Below are 19,652 nucleotides of genomic sequence, written 5' to 3'. Positions count from 1 at the left end.
TGATCAGTGACCCATGCCCAATCCGCCGTCAACCGGGATGACGGCTCCAGTGATGTACGAGGCGTCGTCGGAGGCGAGGAACCGCACCGTGGCGGCGATCTCCTCGGGCTGCGCGTAGCGGCCCAGCGGCACCTGGGACACGATGCCCTTGCGCTGCTCCTCGGTGAGCACCTTGGTCATGTCGGTGTCGACAAACCCGGGCGCGACGACATTGAACGTGATGTTGCGCGAGCCGAGCTCTCGGGCGAGGGAACGGGCGAAACCGACCAGGCCGGCCTTGGAGGCGGCGTAGTTGGCCTGTCCGGCCGAGCCGAGGAGCCCGACGACCGAGGAGATCAGGACGACGCGGCCCTTCTTGGCCCGCAGCATGCCGCGGTTGGCGCGCTTGACGACCCGGAACGTGCCGGTGAGGTTGGTGTCCAGGACGGAGGTGAAGTCCTCCTCGGACATCCGCATCAGCAACTGGTCCTTCGTGACACCGGCGTTGGCCACCAGCACCTCCACCGGACCGTGCTTCTCCTCGATCTCCTTGTACGCCTGCTCCACCTGCTCGGCGTCGGTGATGTCGCACTTGACGGCCAGGAAGCCGGCCGGCGGCTCTCCGGACCGGTACGTGACCGCGACCTTGTCGCCGGCCTCGGCGAAAGCGCTGGCGATGGCGAGGCCGATGCCCCGGTTTCCTCCGGTGACGAGAACCGAGCGGCTCAACGGATCACCCTTTCGATAGCGGTCTGGTACGCCGAAAACCTATCGGTCCGGCCCCTTGCGCGAAGAATCGGGCCCTGACAGTGGCGTCCGCACCCCGCTGTCGGGTCCCTACAGAAAGGCCTGGGCATCGCGGCCGAAAGCGCGACATGATCGGGGGCGACCGGTGTCACACGACAGGAGACATTCGTGCCTCATTCCATCGACGCGGCTTTCACGGCGCTGCCGCTGCGCGCGCTCGCCGACGCCGCGCTCGCCCGCGCCCGCGCACTCGGCGCCGAGCACGCCGACTTCCGCCTCGAGCGGGTCCGCAGCGCCTCCTGGCGGCTGCGGGACGCCAAGCCGTCCGGCTCCTCGGACATCACGGACCTCGGCTACGCGGTCCGGGTGGTGCACGGCGGGGCCTGGGGCTTCGCCTCCGGGGTCGACCTGACCATGGACGGGGCCGCGAAGGTCGCCTCGCAGGCGGTCGCCATGGCCAAGCTCTCCGCCAAGGTCATCGCGGCGGCCGGCTCGGACGAGCGGGTGGAGCTCGCGGACGAGCCGGTGCACGCGGAGAAGACGTGGATCTCCTCGTACGAGATCGACCCCTTCACCATCCCCGACGCCGACAAGAGCGCGGTGCTCGCCGACTGGAGCGCGCGGCTGCTGCGGGCGGAGGGCGTGGCGCACGTGGACGCCTCGCTGCTGACCGTGCACGAGAACAAGTTCTACGCCGATACGGCGGGCACGGTCACCACCCAGCAGCGGGTGCGGCTGCATCCGCAGCTCACCGCCGTCGCCGTCGACGAGACGACCGGCGAGTTCGACTCGATGCGGACGATCGCGCCCCCGGCCGGCCGGGGCTGGGAGTACCTCACCGGCACCGGCTGGGACTGGGACGCGGAGCTGGAGCGGATCCCGGAGCTGCTGGCCGAGAAGATGCGGGCGCCGAGCGTGCAGGCGGGGAGGTACGACCTGGTGGTCGACCCGTCGAACCTCTGGCTGACCATTCACGAGTCGATCGGCCACGCCACCGAGCTGGACCGCGCGCTCGGCTACGAGGCGGCGTACGCCGGGACCTCGTTCGCCACCTTCGACCAGCTGGGGAAGCTGGCGTACGGCTCGTCGATCATGAACGTGACCGGTGACCGCACCGCCGAGCACGGGCTCGCGACGATCGGGTACGACGACGAGGGCGTCGAGGCGCAGAGCTGGGACCTGGTGAAGGACGGCACGCTCGTCGGCTACCAGCTGGACCGGCGGATCGCGAGGCTGACGGGTCTCGGGCGGTCGAACGGCTGCGCCTTCGCCGACTCCCCCGGGCACGTCCCGGTCCAGCGCATGGCGAACGTCTCCCTCCAGCCCGACCCGGGCGGCCTGTCGACGGAGGACCTGATCGGCGGCGTCGAGCGCGGTATCTACGTGGTCGGCGACCGGTCCTGGTCGATCGACATGCAGCGGTACAACTTCCAGTTCACCGGCCAGCGCTTCTTCCGCATCGAGAACGGCCGGCTGGCGGGGCAGCTGCGGGACGTCGCGTACCAGGCGACGACGACCGACTTCTGGGGGTCGATGGAGCAGGTCGGCGGGCCGCAGACGTACGTCCTGGGCGGCGCCTTCAACTGCGGCAAGGCACAGCCGGGCCAGGTCGCGGCGGTCTCGCACGGCTGCCCGTCCGCCCTGTTCCGCGGTGTCAACATCCTCAACACGACGCAGGAGGCCGGTCGATGAGCCGCGTCAGCAAGCCGTACGAGATCGTCGAGCGGGCTCTGGAGCTGTCCCGCGCCGACGGGTGTGTCGTCCTCGCCGACGAGGAGTCCTCGGCCAATCTGCGCTGGGCGGGCAACACGCTGACCACCAACGGCGTGACCCGCGGGCGCACCCTCACCGTCATCGCGACGGTCGACGGCTCCCAGGGCACCGCCTCGGGTGTCGTCTCGCGCTCCGCCGTGACGCCGGAGGACCTGGAGCCGCTGGTGCGGGCCGCCGAGGCGGCCGCGCGGGCCGCCGGGCCCGCCGAGGACGCGCAGCCGCTGATCGAGGGCATCGACGCCTCCCCGGACTTCGCGGACGGGCCGGCCGAGACGACCTCGGCGGTCTTCACGGACTTCGCGCCCGCCCTGGGCGAGGCCTTCGCCCGGGCCCGGGCGGGCGGCCGTGAGCTGTACGGCTTCGCCCACCACACGATGACCTCGACCTACCTCGGCACGTCGACGGGGCTGCGGCTGCGCCACGACCAGCCGAAGGGGACCCTGGAGCTGAACGCCAAATCCCCGGACCGCTCGCGCTCGGCGTGGGCCGGGCGGTCCACGCGCGACTTCAAGGACGTCGACCCGGCGGCGCTCGACGCCGACCTGGCGCGGCGGCTCGGCTGGGCGGAGCGGCGGATCGAGCTGCCGGCCGGGCGGTACGAGACGCTGCTGCCGCCGACGGCCGTGGCCGATCTGCTGATCTACCAGCTGTGGTCCTCCGCCGCCCGGGACGCGGCGGAGGGGCGGACGGTCTTCTCGAAGCCGGGCGGCGGCACGCGACTGGGCGAAAAGCTCTCCCCGCTGCCGCTGACGCTGCGCAGCGACCCGAACGAGCCCGGTCTGGAATCCGCGCCGTTCGTCATCGCGCACTCCTCCGGCGACGACTCGTCCGTCTTCGACAACGGTCTGCCGCTGGCGGCCACGGACTGGGTACGGGAGGGCAGGCTGGAGAGCCTGATCACCACCCGGCACACGGCGGCGCTCACCCGGCTGCCGCTGGCACCGAGTGCCGGGAACCTGATCCTGGACGGCGGCGGCGAGCGCTCCCTGGAGGAGATGGTCGCCTCGACCGAGCGGGGACTGCTGCTGACCTGCCTCTGGTACATCCGCGAGGTCGACCCGGCCACGCTGCTGCTGACCGGTCTGACCCGGGACGGCGTCTACCTGGTCGAGAACGGCGAGGTCATCGGCGAGGTGAACAACTTCCGGTTCAACGAGTCGCCGGTGGACCTGCTGTCGCGGGCCTCGGAGGCGGGCCGGACCGAGAAGACCCTGCCGCGCGAGTGGAGCGACTGGTTCACCAGGGCGGCGATGCCGGCCCTGCGGGTGCCGGACTTCAACATGAGCTCGGTCAGCAAGGGTGTCTGACCCCCATAGACTGAGTCACGGCGTGACGACCATCAACCAAGGAGACCGAAGATCGTGACGGACATCGTCGACGAGCTGAAGTGGCGCGGGCTGTTCGCCCAGTCCACCGACGAGGACGCACTGCGCAAGGCTCTCGCGGACGGTCCCGTCACGTTCTATTGCGGTTTCGACCCGACCGCCGCCAGTCTCCACGTCGGTCACCTGGTCCAGGTGCTCACGGTCCGCCGGCTCCAGCAGGCCGGTCACCGGCCGCTGGCGCTGGTCGGCGGGGCCACCGGCCAGATCGGCGACCCGCGGCCGACGGCCGAGCGCACCCTGAACGACCCCGAGACGGTCGCGAACTGGGTGCACCGGCTGCGGACCCAGATCGAGCCGTTCCTCTCCTTCGAGGGGGAGAACGCCGCGGTCATGGTGAACAACCTGGACTGGACCGCGGGCCTGTCCGCGATCGAGTTCCTGCGGGACATCGGCAAGCACTTCCGGGTCAACAAGATGCTGACCAAGGACTCCGTCGCCCGGCGCCTGGAGTCCGAGCAGGGCATCAGCTACACCGAGTTCAGCTACCAGCTGCTGCAGGGCATGGACTTCCTGGAGCTGTACCGGCGGCACGGCTGCACGCTGCAGCAGGGCGGTTCCGACCAGTGGGGCAACCTGGTGGCGGGGCTCGACCTGATCCACCGGCTTGAGCCGGGCGCCGAGGTGCACGCGCTGGCGACGCCGCTGATGGTCAAGGCGGACGGCACGAAGTTCGGCAAGACCGAGAGCGGGGCCGTCTGGCTGGACCCCGAGATGACGACGCCGTACGCGTTCTACCAGTTCTGGCTGAACGTCGACGACCGGGACATCTCCACCTACCTGCGGATCCTCTCCTTCAAGTCCCGTGAGGAGCTGGAGGAGCTGGAGCAGCTCACCGCGGAGCGGCCGCAGGCGCGGACCGCTCAGCGGGCGCTCGCCGAGGAGCTGACGACGCTGGTGCACGGCGCCGAGCAGTGCGCGGCCGTGATCAACGCCTCGAAGGCGCTCTTCGGACAGGGCGACCTGGCCGAGCTGGACGAGGCGACGCTGGCGGCGGCGCTCTCCGAGCTGCCGCACGCGCGGGTGGCGGAGCTGGGGCAGGTCGTGGACCTTTTCACCGAGGTCGGCCTGGCGCCGAGCAAGTCGGCCGCGCGCCGGACGGTGAAGGAGGGCGGGGCCTACGTGAACAACGTCAAGGTCACCGCCGAGGACGCCGAGGCATCGGCGGACGAGCTGCTGCACGGCCGCTGGCTGGTGCTGCGCCGGGGCAAGAAGAACCTGGCGGCGATCGAACTGGCCGCCGGGAGCTGACGGGCCCGGCCCCGGTGCCCTGACGACGGCCCGTGGTGACACGACGATGGCCCGGTGCACGCCTGACGCGTGTGCCGGGCCGTCGTCGTACGGCGCCGTGCCGGTCGCGGAGCCGTCAGGCGGCGCCGCTCCGGGAGCGCGGTGTCACGCCCGTCGTCTGTTGCCCTTGATCGAGGCCCACAGCATGTCGCCGACGCCCACCACCGCGACCGCGCCGATGAGTTGGAGCAGATGACGGGTCCAGTCGATGCCCTTGGTGTCGTTGACCCCGATCCAGGTCGCCACGGCATTGCCGAGGACACTGCCGAGGATCCCGAAAACGGTCGTCAGCCACAGGGGGATCTGCTGCTTGCCCGGCAGGATCGCCTTGGCGATCAGACCGAGCACCAGACCCACGATGATTGCCCACAGCCAGCTCATGGTCGCCTCCTGACGCGGCGCACTCTGCGCATGTGGGCCCAGTCTCGGCCCGGCGGGCATAGGCCGCATGTCGGACGGGTCCATACGTGCCCCGGTCTCCTCCGGCCCGAGCCGCGGGCGTACCGTGGAGGCGAGGTCCGGACCGGGGAGCGTCCGGCGCGACATGCCGGGTGGTGAGCGCGATGCGCAAGCGGGGCGGAACCGAGGTGTTCCGGATCACCGGAGCCCGTCAGGGGTTGGCCGACGATGTGCGCGGCCGCCAGCGGCGCTATGTGATCTCGATGTCCGTACGGACGCTGGCCGTGATCGCGGCCGCCACGCTGTGGAACGTCGAACGGCATGTGGCCGTCGTGGCGCTGGTGCTCGGCGCAGTGCTCCCCTACATCTCCGTGGTGATCGCCAACGCCGGCCGGGAGCGCGCGCCGTCCCTCCCCTCCACCTTCACTCCTGCCCCGACGCGCCCCGAGCTTCCGACGCCCGGAAGCCCGGCCGGAAGCTCGTCGGGGGCCTCGACCGGGGGCCCGACGGAGGGCTCGACGGCGAGTGCGGAGGGCACCCCCACGGAACGCGCGTACGGGCAGAGTTGATCAGCAAAGGGCTGGAAAAGCTCAAGAAATGCTCAGATCAATCATGAAGTTCCGGTGCACCACACCCCATGTCCCGTGACATACTTCCTACGCGCTCCGCATCCCCCGTCGGAGCGACGGACCGATGCCGGGCAGCTCCCCCCGTGGCTGCCCGGCATCGCCCTTGTTGGACAATGTCCCGGTGATCAATCCGGTGAGTGAAGAGACCCCGATCTGCTCCGCCAAGGGCTGCCGCGTCGCCGCGGTCTGGGTGCTGGCCTGGAACAACCCGAAGCTGCACACGCCGGAGCGTCGCAAGACCTGGCTCGCCTGCGAGGAGCACCGCGAGCACCTCTCGCAGTTCCTCGGCGTCCGCGGCTTCCTCAAGGACGTCGTGCCGCTCGCCGACTGGGAGGCGGCCGGCGCCGCGGACGACGCCCCGGGCGGTACGGGCCCCGAGGGGACGAACCCCGGCGGTACGGACCCCGGGGGCTCAGCCGCCGATCGCTGACATCGGGCGGTCCGGCTGCAGGAAGCTCGGGTCGTCCAAGCCCGAACCGGCCTTCTTGCCCCACATCGCCAGCTTCCAGATCCGGGCGATCTCCTCGTCCGGGGCGTCCGAGCGCAGCGCGGCCCGCAGGTCGGTCTCCTCGGTGGCGAACAGGCAGGTGCGCACCTGGCCGTCGGCGGTGAGCCGGGTCCGGTCGCAGGCCCGGCAGAACGGGCGGGTGACGGAGGCGATCACGCCGACCCGGTGCGGCCCCCCGTCGACCACCCAGCGCTCGGCGGGCGCCGATCCGCGCTCCTCGTCGCCCTCGGGGGTCAGCGTGAAGCGGGTGCGCAGCGACTCCAGGATGTCCCCGGCGGTGATCATGCCGTCGCGCTTCCAGCCGTGCTGGGCGTCGAGCGGCATCTGCTCGATGAAGCGCATTTCGTAGGCGTTCTCCACCGCCCAGGCCAGCAGCTCGGGGGCCTCGTCGGCGTTGAGCCCGGGCATCAGGACGGCGTTGACCTTGACGGGGGTGAGGCCGGCGTCGCGGGCGGCGGCCATGCCGTCGAGCACGTCCTGGTGGCGGTCGCGGCGGGTCAGCGCCTTGAAGACCTCGGGCCGCAGGGTGTCGAGGGAGACGTTGACCCGGTCCAGGCCGGCCGCCTTCAGGGCGGCGGCCGTGCGCTTGAGGCCGATGCCGTTGGTCGTCAAGGACATCTTGGGGCGCAGCTCGAGGGCGGCGCACCGCTCGACGATGCCGACCAGGCCGGGACGGAGCAGCGGCTCGCCGCCGGTGAAGCGGACCTCGGTGACGCCGAGGTCGGTGACCGCGATACGGACCAGCCGGACGATCTCGTCGTCGCTGAGGAGGTCGGGCTTGGCCAGCCACTGCAGGCCCTCTTCCGGCATGCAGTACGTGCAGCGCAGGTTGCACCGGTCCGTGAGCGAGACACGCAGGTCGGTGGCGACCCGGCCGTAGGTGTCGATGAGCACTGTGGGCCCCCTCCCCTTGGTGTCGCGATGGATGTTCCGTACGTTCCCGAGCCTACGTGAGCGCACCGACAACGCGCATGGACGATTGTCACCAGGACCGGCGCGGCCGCGTCGTAGAACTCTACGACGCGACCGTCCGTCGATCGCTGACCGTGTGCGGATCAGTGCGCTCCGACACCGGTGAGGGACTTGACCTCGAGTTCCGCGTACTTGCCCTTGTCCGGACCCTCCTTGGAGAGGAGGGAGCCGAGCCAGCCGAGGAGGAAGCCGAGCGGGATGGAGACCAGGCCGGGGTTCTCCAGCGGGAACCAGTAGAAGTCCACGGTCTTGAACATCGAGGTGGGCTTGCCGGAGACGACCGGCGAGAAGAGCACCAGGACGACCGAGGAGATCAGACCGCCGTAGATCGACCAGAGCGCGCCCTGGGTCGTGAACCGCTTCCAGAACAGGCTGTAGAGGATGGTGGGCAGGTTGGCGGAGGCGGCGACGGCGAAGGCCAGGGCGACCAGGCCGGCGACGTTGAGGTCGCGGGCGAGCGCGCCGAGGGCGATCGAGACGACACCGATGAGGACCGTCGCCCAGCGGGCCGCGCGGACCTCCTCCTTCTCCGTGGCCTTGCCGCGCCGGATGACGTTGGCGTAGATGTCGTGCGCGAAGGACGACGAGGAGGCCAGGGTCAGTCCGGCGACCACCGCGAGGATGGTGGCGAAGGCGACGGCCGAGATCACCGCGAGCAGGATCGCGCCGCCGGTGGAGCCGGCGCCGCCGCCGACCTCCAGGGCGGCCAGCGGGGCCGCGGTGTTGCCCGCCTTGTTGGAGGCGATGATGTCGCTGTTCTTGAGCAGGGCGGCGGCGCCGAAGCCGAGGACGATCGTCATGAGGTAGAAGGCGCCGATGATGCCGATGGCCCAGTTGACCGACTTACGGGCGGCCTTGGCGGTCGGCACCGTGTAGAAGCGGATCAGGATGTGGGGCAGGCCGGCCGTGCCGAGGACGAGCGCGATGCCGAGCGAGAGGAAGTCCAGCTTGGAGATCTCGCTGACGCCGTACTTGAGGCCGGGCTCCAGGAACGCCTGGCCCTTGCCGCTGTTGGTGGCGGCGGCGCCGAGCAGGTCGGAGAGGTTGAAGCCGAACTTCAGCAGGATCAGGAAGGTGATCAGGAGCGTGCCCGCGATCAGCAGGACGGCCTTGACCATCTGCACCCAGGTGGTGCCCTTCATCCCGCCGATGGTGACGTACACGATCATCAGGAGGCCGACCAGGGCGACGATGGCGATCTTGCCGCCGTCGCTGGTGATGCCGAGGAGCAGCGAGACGAGCACACCGGCGCCGGCCATCTGCGCGAGCAGGTAGAAGATCGAGACGACGATGGTGGAGGTGCCGGCGGCGGTGCGGACCGGGCGCTGGCGCATCCGGTAGGCCAGGACGTCGCCCATGGTGAACCGGCCCGAGTTGCGCAGCGGTTCGGCCACCAGGAGCAGCGCGACCAGCCAGGCGACCAGGAAGCCGATCGAGTAGAGGAAGCCGTCGTAGCCGTAGAGCGCGATGGCGCCGGCGATGCCGAGGAAGGACGCGGCGGACATGTAGTCGCCGGAGATCGCGAGGCCGTTCTGGAAGCCGGTGAACTGGCGGCCGCCGGCGTAGAAGTCCGCGGCGCTCTTGGTCTGCCGGCCGGCCCAGACGGTGATGACGAGGGTGGCGACGACGAACGCGCCGAAGAGGGTGATGATCAGCGGCCGGTGCTCGCTGGTGGCGTTGCCGGCCGCCAGCGAGACGGTGTCGAGGATGCTGCTCACGCGTCGCCCTCCATACGGGACTTGATGGCCTCGGCCTTCGGGTCGAGGCGTTCGGCCGCGTGCCGCGAGTAGAACCAGGCGATGAGGAAGGTGGTCAGGAACTGGCCGAGGCCCAGGACCAGGGCCACGTTGATGTTGCCGAAGAGCCTGGTCCCCATGAAGCCGCCCGCGTAGTTGGAGAGCAGCACGTACAGCAGGTACCAGGCGATGAAGGCGACGGTCAGGGGGAAGGCGAAGGAGCGGTAGGTGCGGCGCAGTTCGCCGAACTCCGCACTCTCCTGGACCGCGACGAACGCCTCCGTCGTGGGCTGGGCGGGGACGCCCGGGGCGTCCCTGTCCTCTCGGGGCGGCGGCGGTGCTTCGGTGGCCACGGATTCTCCTCGGGACACGGGTGCGTCGGGCATGGACAAAAGGGGCCTCACTCGGGTGAACGCGGAGCTTCGGACGGAGCTGCGGAGGGAGCTCCTCCCCTGCACAACGGCACGGGAGACGGGGCGACTCGGTTCACCGCCGGCGATTTTCTTCTCCGGGATCTTCATCAAGTCTTCTGAACTCATTGAAGGGCCGGGTTGATCAGCGATAGCTTCACTCGTCATGCACCTGCCCGCCCGCAACCGGCGTTCGGGCAGTACATACGGATGATGTGGAGAACCCATGGCTCATCTGGGATCGAGACGCGGTCGAGTACTCGCTCTTCCGGTCGGTCTCGCGCTCACGGCCTCGCTCGGCTTCCTTCCGTCCGGCGCATCCGCCGCGGAACTGAGCGATGCCCCGGCGAAGGCCGCCGTGGCGACGGACGGCCCCAAGCTGTCGTACGTCGTCAACATCGAGGGAGGCCGCTGGACGGCCGCCTCGGTGAAGAAGGCGATCGCCGCGGCCGGTGGCACGGTGGTCGTCTCCTATGACCAGATAGGCGTGATAGTCGTCCACTCGCAGAACCCCGGGTTCGCGAAGACGATCCGCAAGGCCAAGGGCGTGGTGTCGGCCGGTTCGACGCGCACCGCGCCGCTCTCCGTCCAGACCGACACCTCCGTCGACGAGGGCGGCCAGGCGCTCACCGCCGCCGAGGCCACCGCCGCGGCGGCCGGCGCCACCGACGCGCAGGACCCGCTGGAGCCCCTGCAGTGGGACCTGCCGGCCATCAAGGCGGACAAGGCCCACCAGCGGACGACGGGCAGCAAGAAGGTCACGGTCGGTGTCATCGACACGGGTGTCGACGACACCCACCCGGACCTGGCGCCGAACTTCGACGCCGCCGCGTCCGCCAACTGCGTGACCGGCGCCCCGGACACCACGCCCGGCTCGTGGCGCCCCCAGCCGGGCGAGAGCGACCACGGCACGCACGTCGCCGGCACCATCGCCGCCGCCAAGAACGGCATCGGCATCACGGGTGTCGCGCCGGGCGTGAAGGTCTCCGGCATCAAGGTCTCCACCCCCGACGGCTTCTTCTACACCGAGGCCGTGGTCTGCGGCTTCATGTGGGCGGCCGAGCGCGGTGTCGAGATCACCAACAACAGCTACTACACCGACCCGTGGCTGTTCGCGTGCAAGAACGACGCCGACCAGAAGGCGCTGATCGAGGCGGTCACTCGCGCCACCCGCTACGCGGAGCGCAAGGGCACGGTCAACGTCGCCGCGGCCGGCAACTCGAAGATGGACCTGGCGGCGGACGAGCTCACCGACGCCACCAGCCCGAACGACACCACGCCGGTGACCCGGGTCGTCGACCCGCAGCGGTGCCTCGACTTCCCGGCGATGCTGCCGGGCGTGGTCACGGTCTCCGCCACGGGTGCGAAGGACCTCAAGGCCTCGTACTCCAACTACGGCCAGGGGGTCGTCGACATCGCGGCGCCCGGTGGCGACCGCACCGAGTACCAGACGCCGGAGGCCCCGGCGATCAACGGCCGCATCCTGTCGACCACGGTCGAAGGCGGCTACAACTACAAGGCGGGCACCTCCATGGCCTCGCCGCACGCGGCGGGCGTGCTCGCGCTGCTGAAGTCGACCCACCCGCACGCGAGCCCGGCGGCGCTCAAGGCCCTGCTGTACGCGCAGGCCGACGACCGCGCCTGCACCAACCCCTACGACATCGAGGGCGACGGCACGATCGACGCGGTGTGCGAGGGCGGCAAGAACAAGAACGGCTTCTACGGCGCGGGGCTGATCGACGCCCTTGACGCCGTGCGCCGGTAGGACGACCGCCGGACCGTTGCCGGTCCGGAGTGAGGGCCCTGGTGCGGCAGCCCGCCGCACCGGGGCCCTTCGTCATGGGGCCCTCGGCGCGGGGGCGGTCGGTCGTCGTCCCGGCCCTTCGCGTGGCACCGCGTGCCATCATGCGCGCATGGACATGACGGTGCGCGGTGCCACGGAACGGATCTGGGCCGTCCTCGGGGGCGATCCCGCCCTCCTCGACCGGGTGACGTACGAGGGCCCGTCGGGGCTGTTGCCGGCCCGGCTGCCCGTGATGGACCTGGCCCGGGCCACGGTCGCCGTCGCAGGGCTGGCCGCCGTGGAACGCCTGGGCGGGCGGGGTGCGGGCCCCGGGGGTACGGGCCCGGGGGGCGGCGGTGCGCGGGCCGGGGTGGAGGGTGCGCGGGTCCGGGTGGACGACGGGGCCGTCGCGACGGCCTTCGTGAGCGAGCGTCATCTGCGGATCGACGGCCGCGCGCCGGTCGCCTTCGCCGCGCTCTCCCGCTTCTGGCGGGCCTCCGACGGCTGGGTCCGTACGCACGCGAACTATCCGCACCACCGGGCGGCGCTGCTCGCGGCGCTGGGGGTGCGCGAGGAGTCGGTGGAGGCCCTGGAGGCGGCGATCGGCGAGCGTACGGCCGTGGAGGTCGAGACGGCGGTGTACGCGGCCGGGGGCCTCGCGGTCGCCCTGCGCACGCCCGGGGAGTGGGCCGGACACGCGCAGGGCCGGGAGGTGGCGGCGCGGCCGCTGCTGACCTGCGAACGGCTCGACGACGCGGTCCCGAGGCGGTTCGCGGGCGGGGAGGCGGGGTCCGCGGCGGGCGGGCCGGCCTCCCTCGGCGGGGCGCTCGCCGGGCCGGGGGAACGGCCGTTGCGTGTCCTGGACCTGACGCGGGTCATCGCCGGGCCGGTGGGCACCCGTACGCTCGCCCTGCTCGGCGCGGACGTGCTGCGCGTCGACCCGCCGGGCAACCCCGAACTGCCCGACCAGCACGCCGACACCGACATCGGCAAGCGGACGGCCGCGCTCGATCTGACGAGCCGCTCCGGCCGCCGTACCTTCGACGAACTCCTGGACGCCGCCGACGTCCTGGTCACCGGCTACCGCCCCGGCGCCCTGGACCGCTTCGGCCTCCACCGGCCCGGTCTGGTGATCGCCCGCCTGTCGGCATGGGGCGACTACGGCCCCTGGGGCGACCGGCGCGGCTTCGACAGCCTGGTGCAGGCGGCGACGGGGATCGCGGTCACCGAGGGCTCGGCGGAGCGGCCGGGGGCGCTGCCGGCGCAGGCGCTGGACCACGGCTCGGGGTATCTCCTCGCGGCAGCGGTGCTCCGGTCGCTGACCGAGCAGGACCGGGAGGGCGGCGGCACGCGCCTCGTCCGCCTGGCGCTGGCGCAGACCGGGCACTGGCTGACGACCGCGCTCCCCCGCTACGACCCCGAGCGGTACCTGACCGAGACGGACGGCCCGCTGGGGCGGCTGCGGCACGCGCGGTCGCCGGTGACGTACGACGGGGGCCCGGCGGGCTGGTTGCGCCCGCCGGGGGCCGCGGGGGCGGATGCCCCGGTCTGGCCTGACCGGGGGGTTACGGCGTGACGAGGACCTTGAGGGCGGTGCGCTCGTCCATGGCCCGGTAGCCGCCGGGGACCCCTTCGAGGTCGACGGTCAGGTCGAAGACCGGGGAGGGGTCGATGGTGCCGGCGAGGACGTCCGGGAGCAGTTCGGGGATGTAGGCGCGGACCGGCGCGACGCCGCCGCGCAGGGCGATGTTCCGGTCGAACATGACGGAGAGGTCGAGTCCGGTGCCGCTGCCGTGCGGGACGCCGACGTAGCCGATGGAGCCGCCGTCTCGGGTGATCGCGACGGCGGTGCGCATGGACTGTTCGGTGCCGACGGCCTCGATGACCGCGTGGGCGCCCTGGCCGCCGGTGAGTTCGCGCACGGCGGCCTCGGCGGCCTCGCCCCGCTCGGCGACGACATCGGTGGCGCCGAAGGTGCGGGCGATGTCGGTCCGGACGGTGTGGCGGCCGAGCGCGATGATCCGCTCGGCGCCCAGCCGCTTGGCGGCGAGGACACCGCACAGGCCGACGGCGCCGTCGCCGACGACCGCGACGGTGGAGCCGGGCCGCACGTCGGCGCCGAGGGCGGCGTGGTGTCCGGTGCCCAGGACGTCGGAGAGGGCGAGCAGGGCGGTGAGCAGGCGGTCGTCGGAGGCGGCCTCGGCGGGGAGCCCGACGAGGGTGCCGTCGGCGAAGGGGACGCGGACGGCCTCGCCCTGGCCGCCGTCGGAGCCGACGGAGCCCCAGAAGCCGCCCTGCGGGCAGGAGGTGTGCAGCCCTTCGACGCAGTACGCGCAGGAGCCGTCGGACCAGACGAAGGGGGCGACGGCGAGGTCGCCGGGGCGGAAGCCGGTGACCTCGGCGCCGGCTTCCTCGACGACGCCGAGGAACTCGTGGCCGATGCGCTGCCCCGGCTGCCGGGCGGACTCGCCGCGGTAGGCCCACAGGTCGCTGCCGCAGACGCAGGCGCGCAGCACCCGCAGGACGACGTCGGTGGGCCGCTGGATCACCGGGTCGGGCACGTCCTCCACGCGCAGGTCGAACGGGGCGTGGATGGTGGTGGCGCGCATGGCGGGCGGTCCTTGCTCTCGGTCGGTGGTACGCCCTTCACCGTACGCCCGGCCGCGGACACGGGTGGTCGGCAGGTACGGGGCGGGTCGGCAGGCCCTTGGCAGCGGCGGCGGCGCCCGGCAGGGTGCGCGGAGCCGTGCTCATCCGGCCGGCTCCGGCGCGGGCCCGGCGGCCGGCGCGGGCCCGGGCTGCGGGGCGGCGGCGGGCGGTGCGGCGGCGGGCCGTGGCGCCGGCTGCCAGCCGGGTCCGCGGAAGACCCGCCCGGCGCGCTCGCGCCAGCCGGTCGCGGCCCGGACGTCGCGGGCGATGGCGGCGTACTCGTGGGTGGCGACCCGCAGGGGGTTGTAGGTCTCGATGTTCTTGGTGAGGCCGAAGACGGGCTTCTCGGTCTCCCCCGCCCAGGAGCCGAAGACCCGGTCCCAGAGGATCACGATGCCGCCGAAGTTCCGGTCGAGGTAGCCGCCCTGGGAGGCGTGGTGCACGCGGTGGTGGGAGGGCGTGTTGAGGACGTATTCGAGGGGCCGGGGCAGTCTGTCGATGCGCTCGGTGTGGATCCAGAACTGGTAGACGAGGTTCACCGAGTAGCAGAAGGCGAGGGCGGCCGGGTGCACGCCGAGCGCGACCAGCGGCAGGTAGAACGGCCAGGACGTCAGGGCGGTCCAGGGCTGGCGCAGCGCGGTGGTGAGGTTGAACTTGCGGCTGCTGTGGTGCACGACGTGGCAGGCCCACAGGACGCGGATGACGTGGTGGCCGCGGTGCTGCCAGTAGTAGAGGAAGTCCTGGGCGAGCAGCATCAGCGGGATGGTCCACCACAGGACGGGGACGCGGAGCGGGGTCAGTTCGTAGACCGCGGTGTAGATCGCGACGATCGGGATCTTCCAGAGGAAGTCGAAGCCGAGACTGCCGATGCCCATGCCGAGGCTGGTGGCGGCGTCCTTGGTCTCGTAGCCGGCCGCGTCCTCGTCGGGGTGCAGCCGGTAGCTGACCACCTCCACGACGGTGAGCAGCACGAAGGCGGGTATCGACCACAGCACGACATCGGGCAGGTTCGGCATGCCGACGACGGTAGGGGCGCGGGGCGGGCGCGGCTAGACGTGATTACCGACAAGTATGCGAGACGACTTGTCAGCAAGCTTTGGCACCTTCCGACAGGGACCGCGCAGCGTACGACCGCCGGCGCCGCGCCCCGGCCCCCCTCCCTCACCAGACGCGGACCGACCCGCCCGGGGCGAACGCCGGGCTGGTGGCGCCGGGCGGGATCTCCTTCAGTGGTTCGGCGATCACCGTGACGGTCGGGCCGTGGACGGCCGCCAGGGAGTCCAGGAACGGCAGGTCGAAGCCGTAGACCCGGGCCGCGTTGCCGCCGACCATCGCGGCGACCTCCTCGCGGGGCAGCCCCGCGTAGGCGATGCGGAGGCCTTCGCGGGAGTACGGCGCGGTGCCCTCGTCGTGCGGGTAGTCGCTGCCCCACATGATCTTGTCGAGGCCGATCCGGTCGCGCAGCGGCACCTCGTGCGGGCGCATGAAGCTCGCGCCGACGAAGCAGTTGTCGCGCCAGACCTCGCTGGGGCGCCGGCCCATCGCCTCCGCCAGTCCCCTGCCGAACTTGGACTCGGCGGTGGCGCTGCGGGAGGCGGCGGTCACCAGGCGGGCGTGGTAGTAGTCCAGCATCTCCACCACACCGGGGATCCAGCCCGAGCCCTGTTCGGTGAGGACCAGCCGGAGATCCGGGTGCCGGCGGAAGGCGCCGCCGAACACCAGGTGCCACAGCGCCCGGTGGGAGAACCAGGTCGTCTCGACCATGAAGACGGCCCGCGCGGCCGGCTCGTCGCCGAGCGGCGGCGAGGCCGAGCCGCCGTGGTGGTTGACGGGGACGCCCAGCTCGGCGCAGACCGCCCAGATCGGGTCGTACGACTCCGAGTGGAGCTCCGGGATCCCGCTGCCGGGCGGGGTGCCCGGCAGCAGGATGCCGCCCGTCAGACCCGCCTCCCGGGCGCGCCTGATCTCCCGTACCGCCTCGTCGACGTCGTTGAGCAGGATCTGCGCCACCCCCGCCCGGCGGCCGGGGGCGTCCGCGCAGAAGTCGGCCAGCCAGCGGTTGTGGGCGCGCAGGCCCGCCCAGCGCCGCTCGTACTCCTCGCGGGTGGGCGCGGGGGCCATCAGGGAGGCGGACGGGAAGAACGGCGGGATGGTGTTCGGGAAGACGACCTCGGCGACGATGCCGTCCGCCTCCAGCTCGGCGAGCCGGCGGCGGGAGTTCCAGTTGCGGTCGGCGGTGTCGGCGAGCAGGTCCTCGTACGGGTTCACATAGCTCGCGGCCCAGGCGTCGAAGTCGTCGTGGTACCGCTTCTCCAGGTAGGGCCTGTAGTCGAGGAGGTCGGCGCCGGCGTGGCAGTCGGCCGAGATGACGGTGTAGCGGTCCATCAGCCCACCCCCAGGGCGGGGAAGTCGTGGTCCGTCAGCCAGTGGCGGCCGACCTCGCGTGAGCGGGCCCAGGAGGCCTCCACCGCCGTCTGGTCCGCCGGCTGGCCGAGGTCGGCCGGGGTCGGGCCGATGCGACGGGCGATCGAATCCAATATTCGGATATCGAATCCGAAGACCTCCGCCGCCGCGAGACCCAGCATCCGCCGGGTCTCCTTCACCGGGATGTCGTGGAAGGTGTTCCGCAGCCACGCGCGCGTGGCCGGCCAGGTCCCCTCCGGGTGGGGGAAGTCCGAGCCCCAGAGGATGTTGTCGACCCCGATCTCGTACCGCTGGGCCAGCTCTCGTCGCTTGGTGTTGGTGGCGCAGACGAAGACCTGCCGGTCGAGGTACTCGCTCGGGGGCCGTCGCAGCTCCGCGAAGGGCGAGAGCTTCTTGCCGCCGTGGGCGCCCAGATAGAGCCGGTCCATGAACCACAGCAGGTTCGGCAGCCACCAGCAGCCTGACTCGGCGACGCCGAACCGCAGCCCCGGGTGCCGCTCGAAGACCCCGGACCAGAGCAGGAACCACAGCGGCCTGGCGGGCCACCAGGTCACCTCGCTGACGTAGATGCCGAGATGGTCGCCGTACTCCTCGCGCGGCGCCGCGCCCGAGTGCGTGACCAGCGGCATACCGGTCTCGGCCGCGGCCGCCCACACGGGGTCGTAACGCCGGTCGTGATAGGGCTCCTTGTCCACCCACATCGACGGGATCATCAGCGCGCCGAGCCCGGACTCCTTGGCCCGGTGGATCTCGGCGACGACCTTGTCGGTGTCGGCGGTGACCGGCAGCAGCGCCACCCCGCAGTGCCGCGCGGGGTTCTGCCCCACGAACTCCGCCAGCCAGCGGTTGTGGGCCTGCGCGCCGGCCATGCCGAGCTCCGGGTCCTGGTCGCCGGAGAGGCCGAGGCCGACGCCGAAGGGCGCGGCGGTCCGGCTGTCGACGGCGTCCGCGTCGGGGAAGACGACCTCGGCGGCCACGCCGTCGCCGTCGAGCTCCTTGAGCCGCCGGGCGGCGTCCCAGCCGCCCCGGAGCCCTTCCTCGTTGTCGCTGAACCACTTGTTCGCGAAGTCCTCGTTGCGCACCCCGAGCCGGGTCATGGCCTCGCGGCGGGCCTCGCGCCCGGCGAGGAAGTCGTCGAAGGCACGGTGGAAGCGGGGGTCGAGGTAGGGCCGGTACTCCTCGGTGGGTAGTCCGGCGTGACAGTCGGAGGAGATGATCAGATACGGGTCGTCATGGCTCACGGGACACCCCTCAGTCGAGGATGAAGCTCTCCAGGTACGACGGGTCGGAGCGGTCGAGCATCGACCGCGAACGCGCCCTGATCTGCCGGTCGCTGTGCTCGCTCGCCGGCAGCATCCAGAACCGGTCGGCGCGGATGCCGTCGACGACGTGCTCGGCGACCTCCTCGACGGCGGTGAAGGCGACCTCGTGCCCGGCCTCCTTCATGGCCGCCTCCCACTGGTCGAGGCTGCGGTACGGGGTGCGGCGCGGGCGCTCCTTGGCGTACCGCTCGGGGCGGTTGCGGTGCGACTCCCACAGGCCGGTGCGCAGCATGTGCGGGCCGGGGAAGAGGACGGAGGCCCCCACGCGCGCGTGCTCCGCCTTCAGGTGCGCGTACAGCGACTCCGTCATGGTGACGACGGCCGCCTTGGTGACGGCGTAGACGGAGGCGGTGGGCAGCGGGGCGATCCCGCCGTCGCCGGAGGAGGTGTTGACGACGTGCCCCGGCTCGCCGCCGGCGATCATGCGCGGGACGAAGGCCTGGATGCCGTGGAAGACGCCCCAGACGTTGACGGAGAAGGCCCACTTCCAGTCGTTGGGCTCGTGCTCCCACATGCGGCCCTCGGCGCCGGAACCGACGCCCGCGTTGTTGCAGAGGACGTGGACGGCGCCGAAGGTGTCGTAGGCGGCGTCCGCGAAGGACCGGACCGAACCCTCGTCGGCGACGTCGACGGTACGGGCGAGGATCCGCGCCCCGTCCGCCCGCAGCTCCTCGGCGGCCCGGTCGAGCGCGGCCTCCTCCACATCGCCGAGGACGACGGCGAGGCCCTCGGCGGCGAAGCGGCGGGCCATGGCGAGTCCGATCCCGCTCGCGGCGCCGGTGACGACGGCGACCTGACCCCCGCGCAGCTCCATCACACGCTCCCTTCCGGCGGCCCGTCGAGGATCTGCCGCGGGTCGTCGTAGCGCTGGTGGATGTAGGGGAGGAGGGCCTGGGCGCTGACGCGTTCGGCGACCCTGCCCTTCTGGGCGGTGGTCTTCTCGCCGAGGGTGATCCCGACGATCCGGCGCACGGGGAGATCGGCGACGGGGTCGTACATGGACTCCCGCAGGACCACGTCACCGGTGACCTGTTCCAGCCGTCGGACCTTCTCGGACCGGACGCAGTGGACGAGGACGGGGTCGGCGTCGAAGCCGGAGCCCGATCCGTCGACGGCGGGGAGGAACTTGAAGTAGAAGTCGGTCCTCTCGGCGGGCCCGGGCAGCGGCAGCGGTCCGGAGACCGCACCGCGCACCTCGACGAAGTCGATGCCGTGGCGGCCGAGCGAGGCGTGCACGACGAGCCCGTCGCGCTCGACGACGACCCGGCCCAGCTTCTTCGGTTCGCCGAAGACCTCGCGGCCGCCGATCAGGGCCCGCTCGTGGGTCATCGGCATGACCAGCGGATACCAGCCCTCCTGGTCGCCGTGGGCGGCGGCGACGGAGACCGAGCCTGCGCCGAGGGGGTAGCCGGGGAGCTCGACCCGGGAGACGGTGGCCCGCACCAGCGGCCGCTCGGTGGGCTTGAGCGGCGGCGGCAGCACGGCCGCGACCACGTCCGGATCGGTCTCCCAAACGGCCACCACCCCGGTGGACCAGATGTCGGGGAGCGCGGAGCCCTGTGCGCGGACCGCGGCCATCTCGGCCTCGGTGCGCGCCCCGTACCGTACTCGTGCCATGACGTACCACCCTTCAGGGAGTGTCGGCCTGT

At 71.9% G+C, this 19,652-nt stretch carries 18 protein-coding genes; 7 read left to right on the top strand and 11 right to left on the bottom strand.

Annotated elements, in window-relative coordinates:
• Window positions 1-3: 3 nt before the first annotated feature.
• Window positions 4-708 carry a 3-oxoacyl-[acyl-carrier-protein] reductase gene (fabG, locus tag ACZ6RC_RS31675; protein ID WP_391140495.1) on the bottom strand — a complete coding sequence of 235 codons (705 nt, stop codon included), beginning with the start codon at window positions 706-708 and terminating at the stop codon, window positions 4-6.
• A gap of 186 nt (window positions 709-894) precedes the next feature.
• Here fabG and ACZ6RC_RS31670 point away from each other — a divergent pair, with 186 nt between their 5' ends.
• Genes ACZ6RC_RS31670 through tyrS form a run of 3 tightly spaced genes read left to right on the top strand, consistent with a single transcriptional unit; the run spans window position 895 to window position 5,132 of the window.
• Window positions 895-2,418: a TldD/PmbA family protein gene (locus ACZ6RC_RS31670; RefSeq protein ID WP_453614950.1), complete on the top strand. Its 1,524-nt coding sequence runs from the start codon at window positions 895-897 to the stop codon at window positions 2,416-2,418.
• A complete protein-coding gene (locus ACZ6RC_RS31665) occupies window positions 2,415-3,806 on the top strand; it encodes a metallopeptidase TldD-related protein (protein WP_469589765.1) in 1,392 nt (463 codons plus the stop codon). The genes ACZ6RC_RS31670 and ACZ6RC_RS31665 overlap by 4 nt, the downstream gene beginning before the upstream one ends.
• 54 nt (window positions 3,807-3,860) lie before the next feature.
• The gene (gene tyrS / locus ACZ6RC_RS31660; protein WP_453614952.1) at window positions 3,861-5,132 is read left to right on the top strand and encodes a tyrosine--tRNA ligase; all 1,272 of its coding nucleotides are present in this window, start codon (window positions 3,861-3,863) and stop codon (window positions 5,130-5,132) included.
• Between the two features lie 144 nt (window positions 5,133-5,276).
• Here the strand turns inward: tyrS and ACZ6RC_RS31655 are convergent, their stop codons facing one another.
• Entirely contained in the window at window positions 5,277-5,552 is a 276-nt protein-coding gene (locus ACZ6RC_RS31655; RefSeq protein ID WP_391140499.1) for a GlsB/YeaQ/YmgE family stress response membrane protein, read from the bottom strand.
• 182 nt (window positions 5,553-5,734) lie between these two features.
• Here ACZ6RC_RS31655 and ACZ6RC_RS31650 point away from each other — a divergent pair, with 182 nt between their 5' ends.
• Complete coding sequence (locus ACZ6RC_RS31650; RefSeq protein ID WP_469589762.1) at window positions 5,735-6,139, top strand: DUF3099 domain-containing protein; 405 nt, start codon at window positions 5,735-5,737, stop codon at window positions 6,137-6,139.
• 193 nt (window positions 6,140-6,332) lie between these two features.
• Complete coding sequence (locus ACZ6RC_RS31645; protein WP_469589805.1) at window positions 6,333-6,629, top strand: hypothetical protein; 297 nt, start codon at window positions 6,333-6,335, stop codon at window positions 6,627-6,629.
• On the opposite strand, the gene moaA is transcribed toward ACZ6RC_RS31645, so the two are convergent.
• The 3 genes from moaA to ACZ6RC_RS31630 form a co-directional block, all read right to left on the bottom strand.
• Window positions 6,612-7,601, bottom strand: a complete 990-nt coding sequence (moaA, locus tag ACZ6RC_RS31640; RefSeq protein ID WP_469589759.1) for a GTP 3',8-cyclase MoaA — start codon at window positions 7,599-7,601, stop codon at window positions 6,612-6,614. The genes ACZ6RC_RS31645 and moaA overlap by 18 nt on opposite strands.
• Window positions 7,602-7,762: 161 nt before the next feature.
• On the bottom strand, window positions 7,763-9,397 hold the full coding sequence (locus ACZ6RC_RS31635) for a solute symporter family protein (protein WP_391140502.1): 1,635 nt from the start codon (window positions 9,395-9,397) through the stop codon (window positions 7,763-7,765).
• Window positions 9,394-9,768, bottom strand: a complete 375-nt coding sequence (locus ACZ6RC_RS31630) for a DUF485 domain-containing protein (protein WP_391140503.1) — start codon at window positions 9,766-9,768, stop codon at window positions 9,394-9,396. Before ACZ6RC_RS31630 ends, ACZ6RC_RS31635 begins: the two co-directional genes overlap by 4 nt.
• Before the next feature lie 283 nt (window positions 9,769-10,051).
• Between ACZ6RC_RS31630 and ACZ6RC_RS31625 the strand changes: the two genes are divergently transcribed.
• A complete protein-coding gene (locus tag ACZ6RC_RS31625; protein ID WP_469589754.1) occupies window positions 10,052-11,590 on the top strand; it encodes a S8 family peptidase in 1,539 nt (512 codons plus the stop codon).
• Window positions 11,591-11,738: 148 nt separating this feature from the next.
• A complete protein-coding gene (locus tag ACZ6RC_RS31620; protein WP_469589751.1) occupies window positions 11,739-13,184 on the top strand; it encodes a CoA transferase in 1,446 nt (481 codons plus the stop codon).
• Here ACZ6RC_RS31620 and ACZ6RC_RS31615 read toward each other — a convergent pair.
• The 6 genes from ACZ6RC_RS31615 to ACZ6RC_RS31590 all read right to left on the bottom strand — a co-directional run bounded on the left by ACZ6RC_RS31615 (window position 13,174) and on the right by ACZ6RC_RS31590 (window position 19,620).
• The gene (locus tag ACZ6RC_RS31615; RefSeq protein WP_469589748.1) at window positions 13,174-14,217 is read right to left on the bottom strand and encodes a zinc-dependent alcohol dehydrogenase family protein; all 1,044 of its coding nucleotides are present in this window, start codon (window positions 14,215-14,217) and stop codon (window positions 13,174-13,176) included. The two genes, ACZ6RC_RS31620 and ACZ6RC_RS31615, sit on opposite strands and share 11 nt — an antisense overlap.
• Before the next feature lie 141 nt (window positions 14,218-14,358).
• Window positions 14,359-15,273, bottom strand: coding sequence for a sterol desaturase family protein (locus ACZ6RC_RS31610; RefSeq protein ID WP_391140507.1), 915 nt, complete (start codon window positions 15,271-15,273; stop codon window positions 14,359-14,361).
• 145 nt (window positions 15,274-15,418) lie between these two features.
• Entirely contained in the window at window positions 15,419-16,642 is a 1,224-nt protein-coding gene (locus ACZ6RC_RS31605; protein WP_469589745.1) for an amidohydrolase family protein, read from the bottom strand.
• On the bottom strand, window positions 16,642-17,922 hold the full coding sequence (locus ACZ6RC_RS31600; protein ID WP_469589743.1) for an amidohydrolase family protein: 1,281 nt from the start codon (window positions 17,920-17,922) through the stop codon (window positions 16,642-16,644). The genes ACZ6RC_RS31605 and ACZ6RC_RS31600 overlap by 1 nt, the downstream gene beginning before the upstream one ends.
• Before the next feature lie 10 nt (window positions 17,923-17,932).
• Window positions 17,933-18,817 carry an SDR family NAD(P)-dependent oxidoreductase gene (locus tag ACZ6RC_RS31595; RefSeq protein WP_391140510.1) on the bottom strand — a complete coding sequence of 295 codons (885 nt, stop codon included), beginning with the start codon at window positions 18,815-18,817 and terminating at the stop codon, window positions 17,933-17,935.
• Entirely contained in the window at window positions 18,817-19,620 is an 804-nt protein-coding gene (locus ACZ6RC_RS31590; protein ID WP_453614970.1) for an acetoacetate decarboxylase family protein, read from the bottom strand. The genes ACZ6RC_RS31595 and ACZ6RC_RS31590 overlap by 1 nt, the downstream gene beginning before the upstream one ends.
• Window positions 19,621-19,652 lie beyond the last annotated feature (32 nt).

The organism is Streptomyces sp. NPDC048353 (genome assembly GCF_055587165.1).
The sequence above is the reverse complement of the archived record's forward strand: the minus strand, read 5'-3'. Positions and strand labels throughout refer to the sequence as shown.

What these genes read in the sequence shown, in the direction of transcription:
- ACZ6RC_RS31665 (WP_469589765.1), top strand. Translation starts at nt 2,415, where the DNA reads ATGAGCCGCGTCAGCAAGCCGTACGAGATCGTCGAGCGGGCTCTGGAG.
- ACZ6RC_RS31655 (WP_391140499.1), bottom strand. Translation starts at nt 5,552, where the DNA reads ATGAGCTGGCTGTGGGCAATCATCGTGGGTCTGGTGCTCGGTCTGATC.
- ACZ6RC_RS31650 (WP_469589762.1), top strand. Translation starts at nt 5,735, where the DNA reads ATGCGCAAGCGGGGCGGAACCGAGGTGTTCCGGATCACCGGAGCCCGT.
- ACZ6RC_RS31625 (WP_469589754.1), top strand. Translation starts at nt 10,052, where the DNA reads ATGGCTCATCTGGGATCGAGACGCGGTCGAGTACTCGCTCTTCCGGTC.
- ACZ6RC_RS31620 (WP_469589751.1), top strand. Translation starts at nt 11,739, where the DNA reads ATGGACATGACGGTGCGCGGTGCCACGGAACGGATCTGGGCCGTCCTC.
- ACZ6RC_RS31615 (WP_469589748.1), bottom strand. Translation starts at nt 14,217, where the DNA reads ATGCGCGCCACCACCATCCACGCCCCGTTCGACCTGCGCGTGGAGGAC.
- ACZ6RC_RS31610 (WP_391140507.1), bottom strand. Translation starts at nt 15,273, where the DNA reads ATGCCGAACCTGCCCGATGTCGTGCTGTGGTCGATACCCGCCTTCGTG.
- ACZ6RC_RS31605 (WP_469589745.1), bottom strand. Translation starts at nt 16,642, where the DNA reads ATGGACCGCTACACCGTCATCTCGGCCGACTGCCACGCCGGCGCCGAC.
- ACZ6RC_RS31595 (WP_391140510.1), bottom strand. Translation starts at nt 18,817, where the DNA reads ATGGAGCTGCGCGGGGGTCAGGTCGCCGTCGTCACCGGCGCCGCGAGC.
- ACZ6RC_RS31590 (WP_453614970.1), bottom strand. Translation starts at nt 19,620, where the DNA reads ATGGCACGAGTACGGTACGGGGCGCGCACCGAGGCCGAGATGGCCGCG.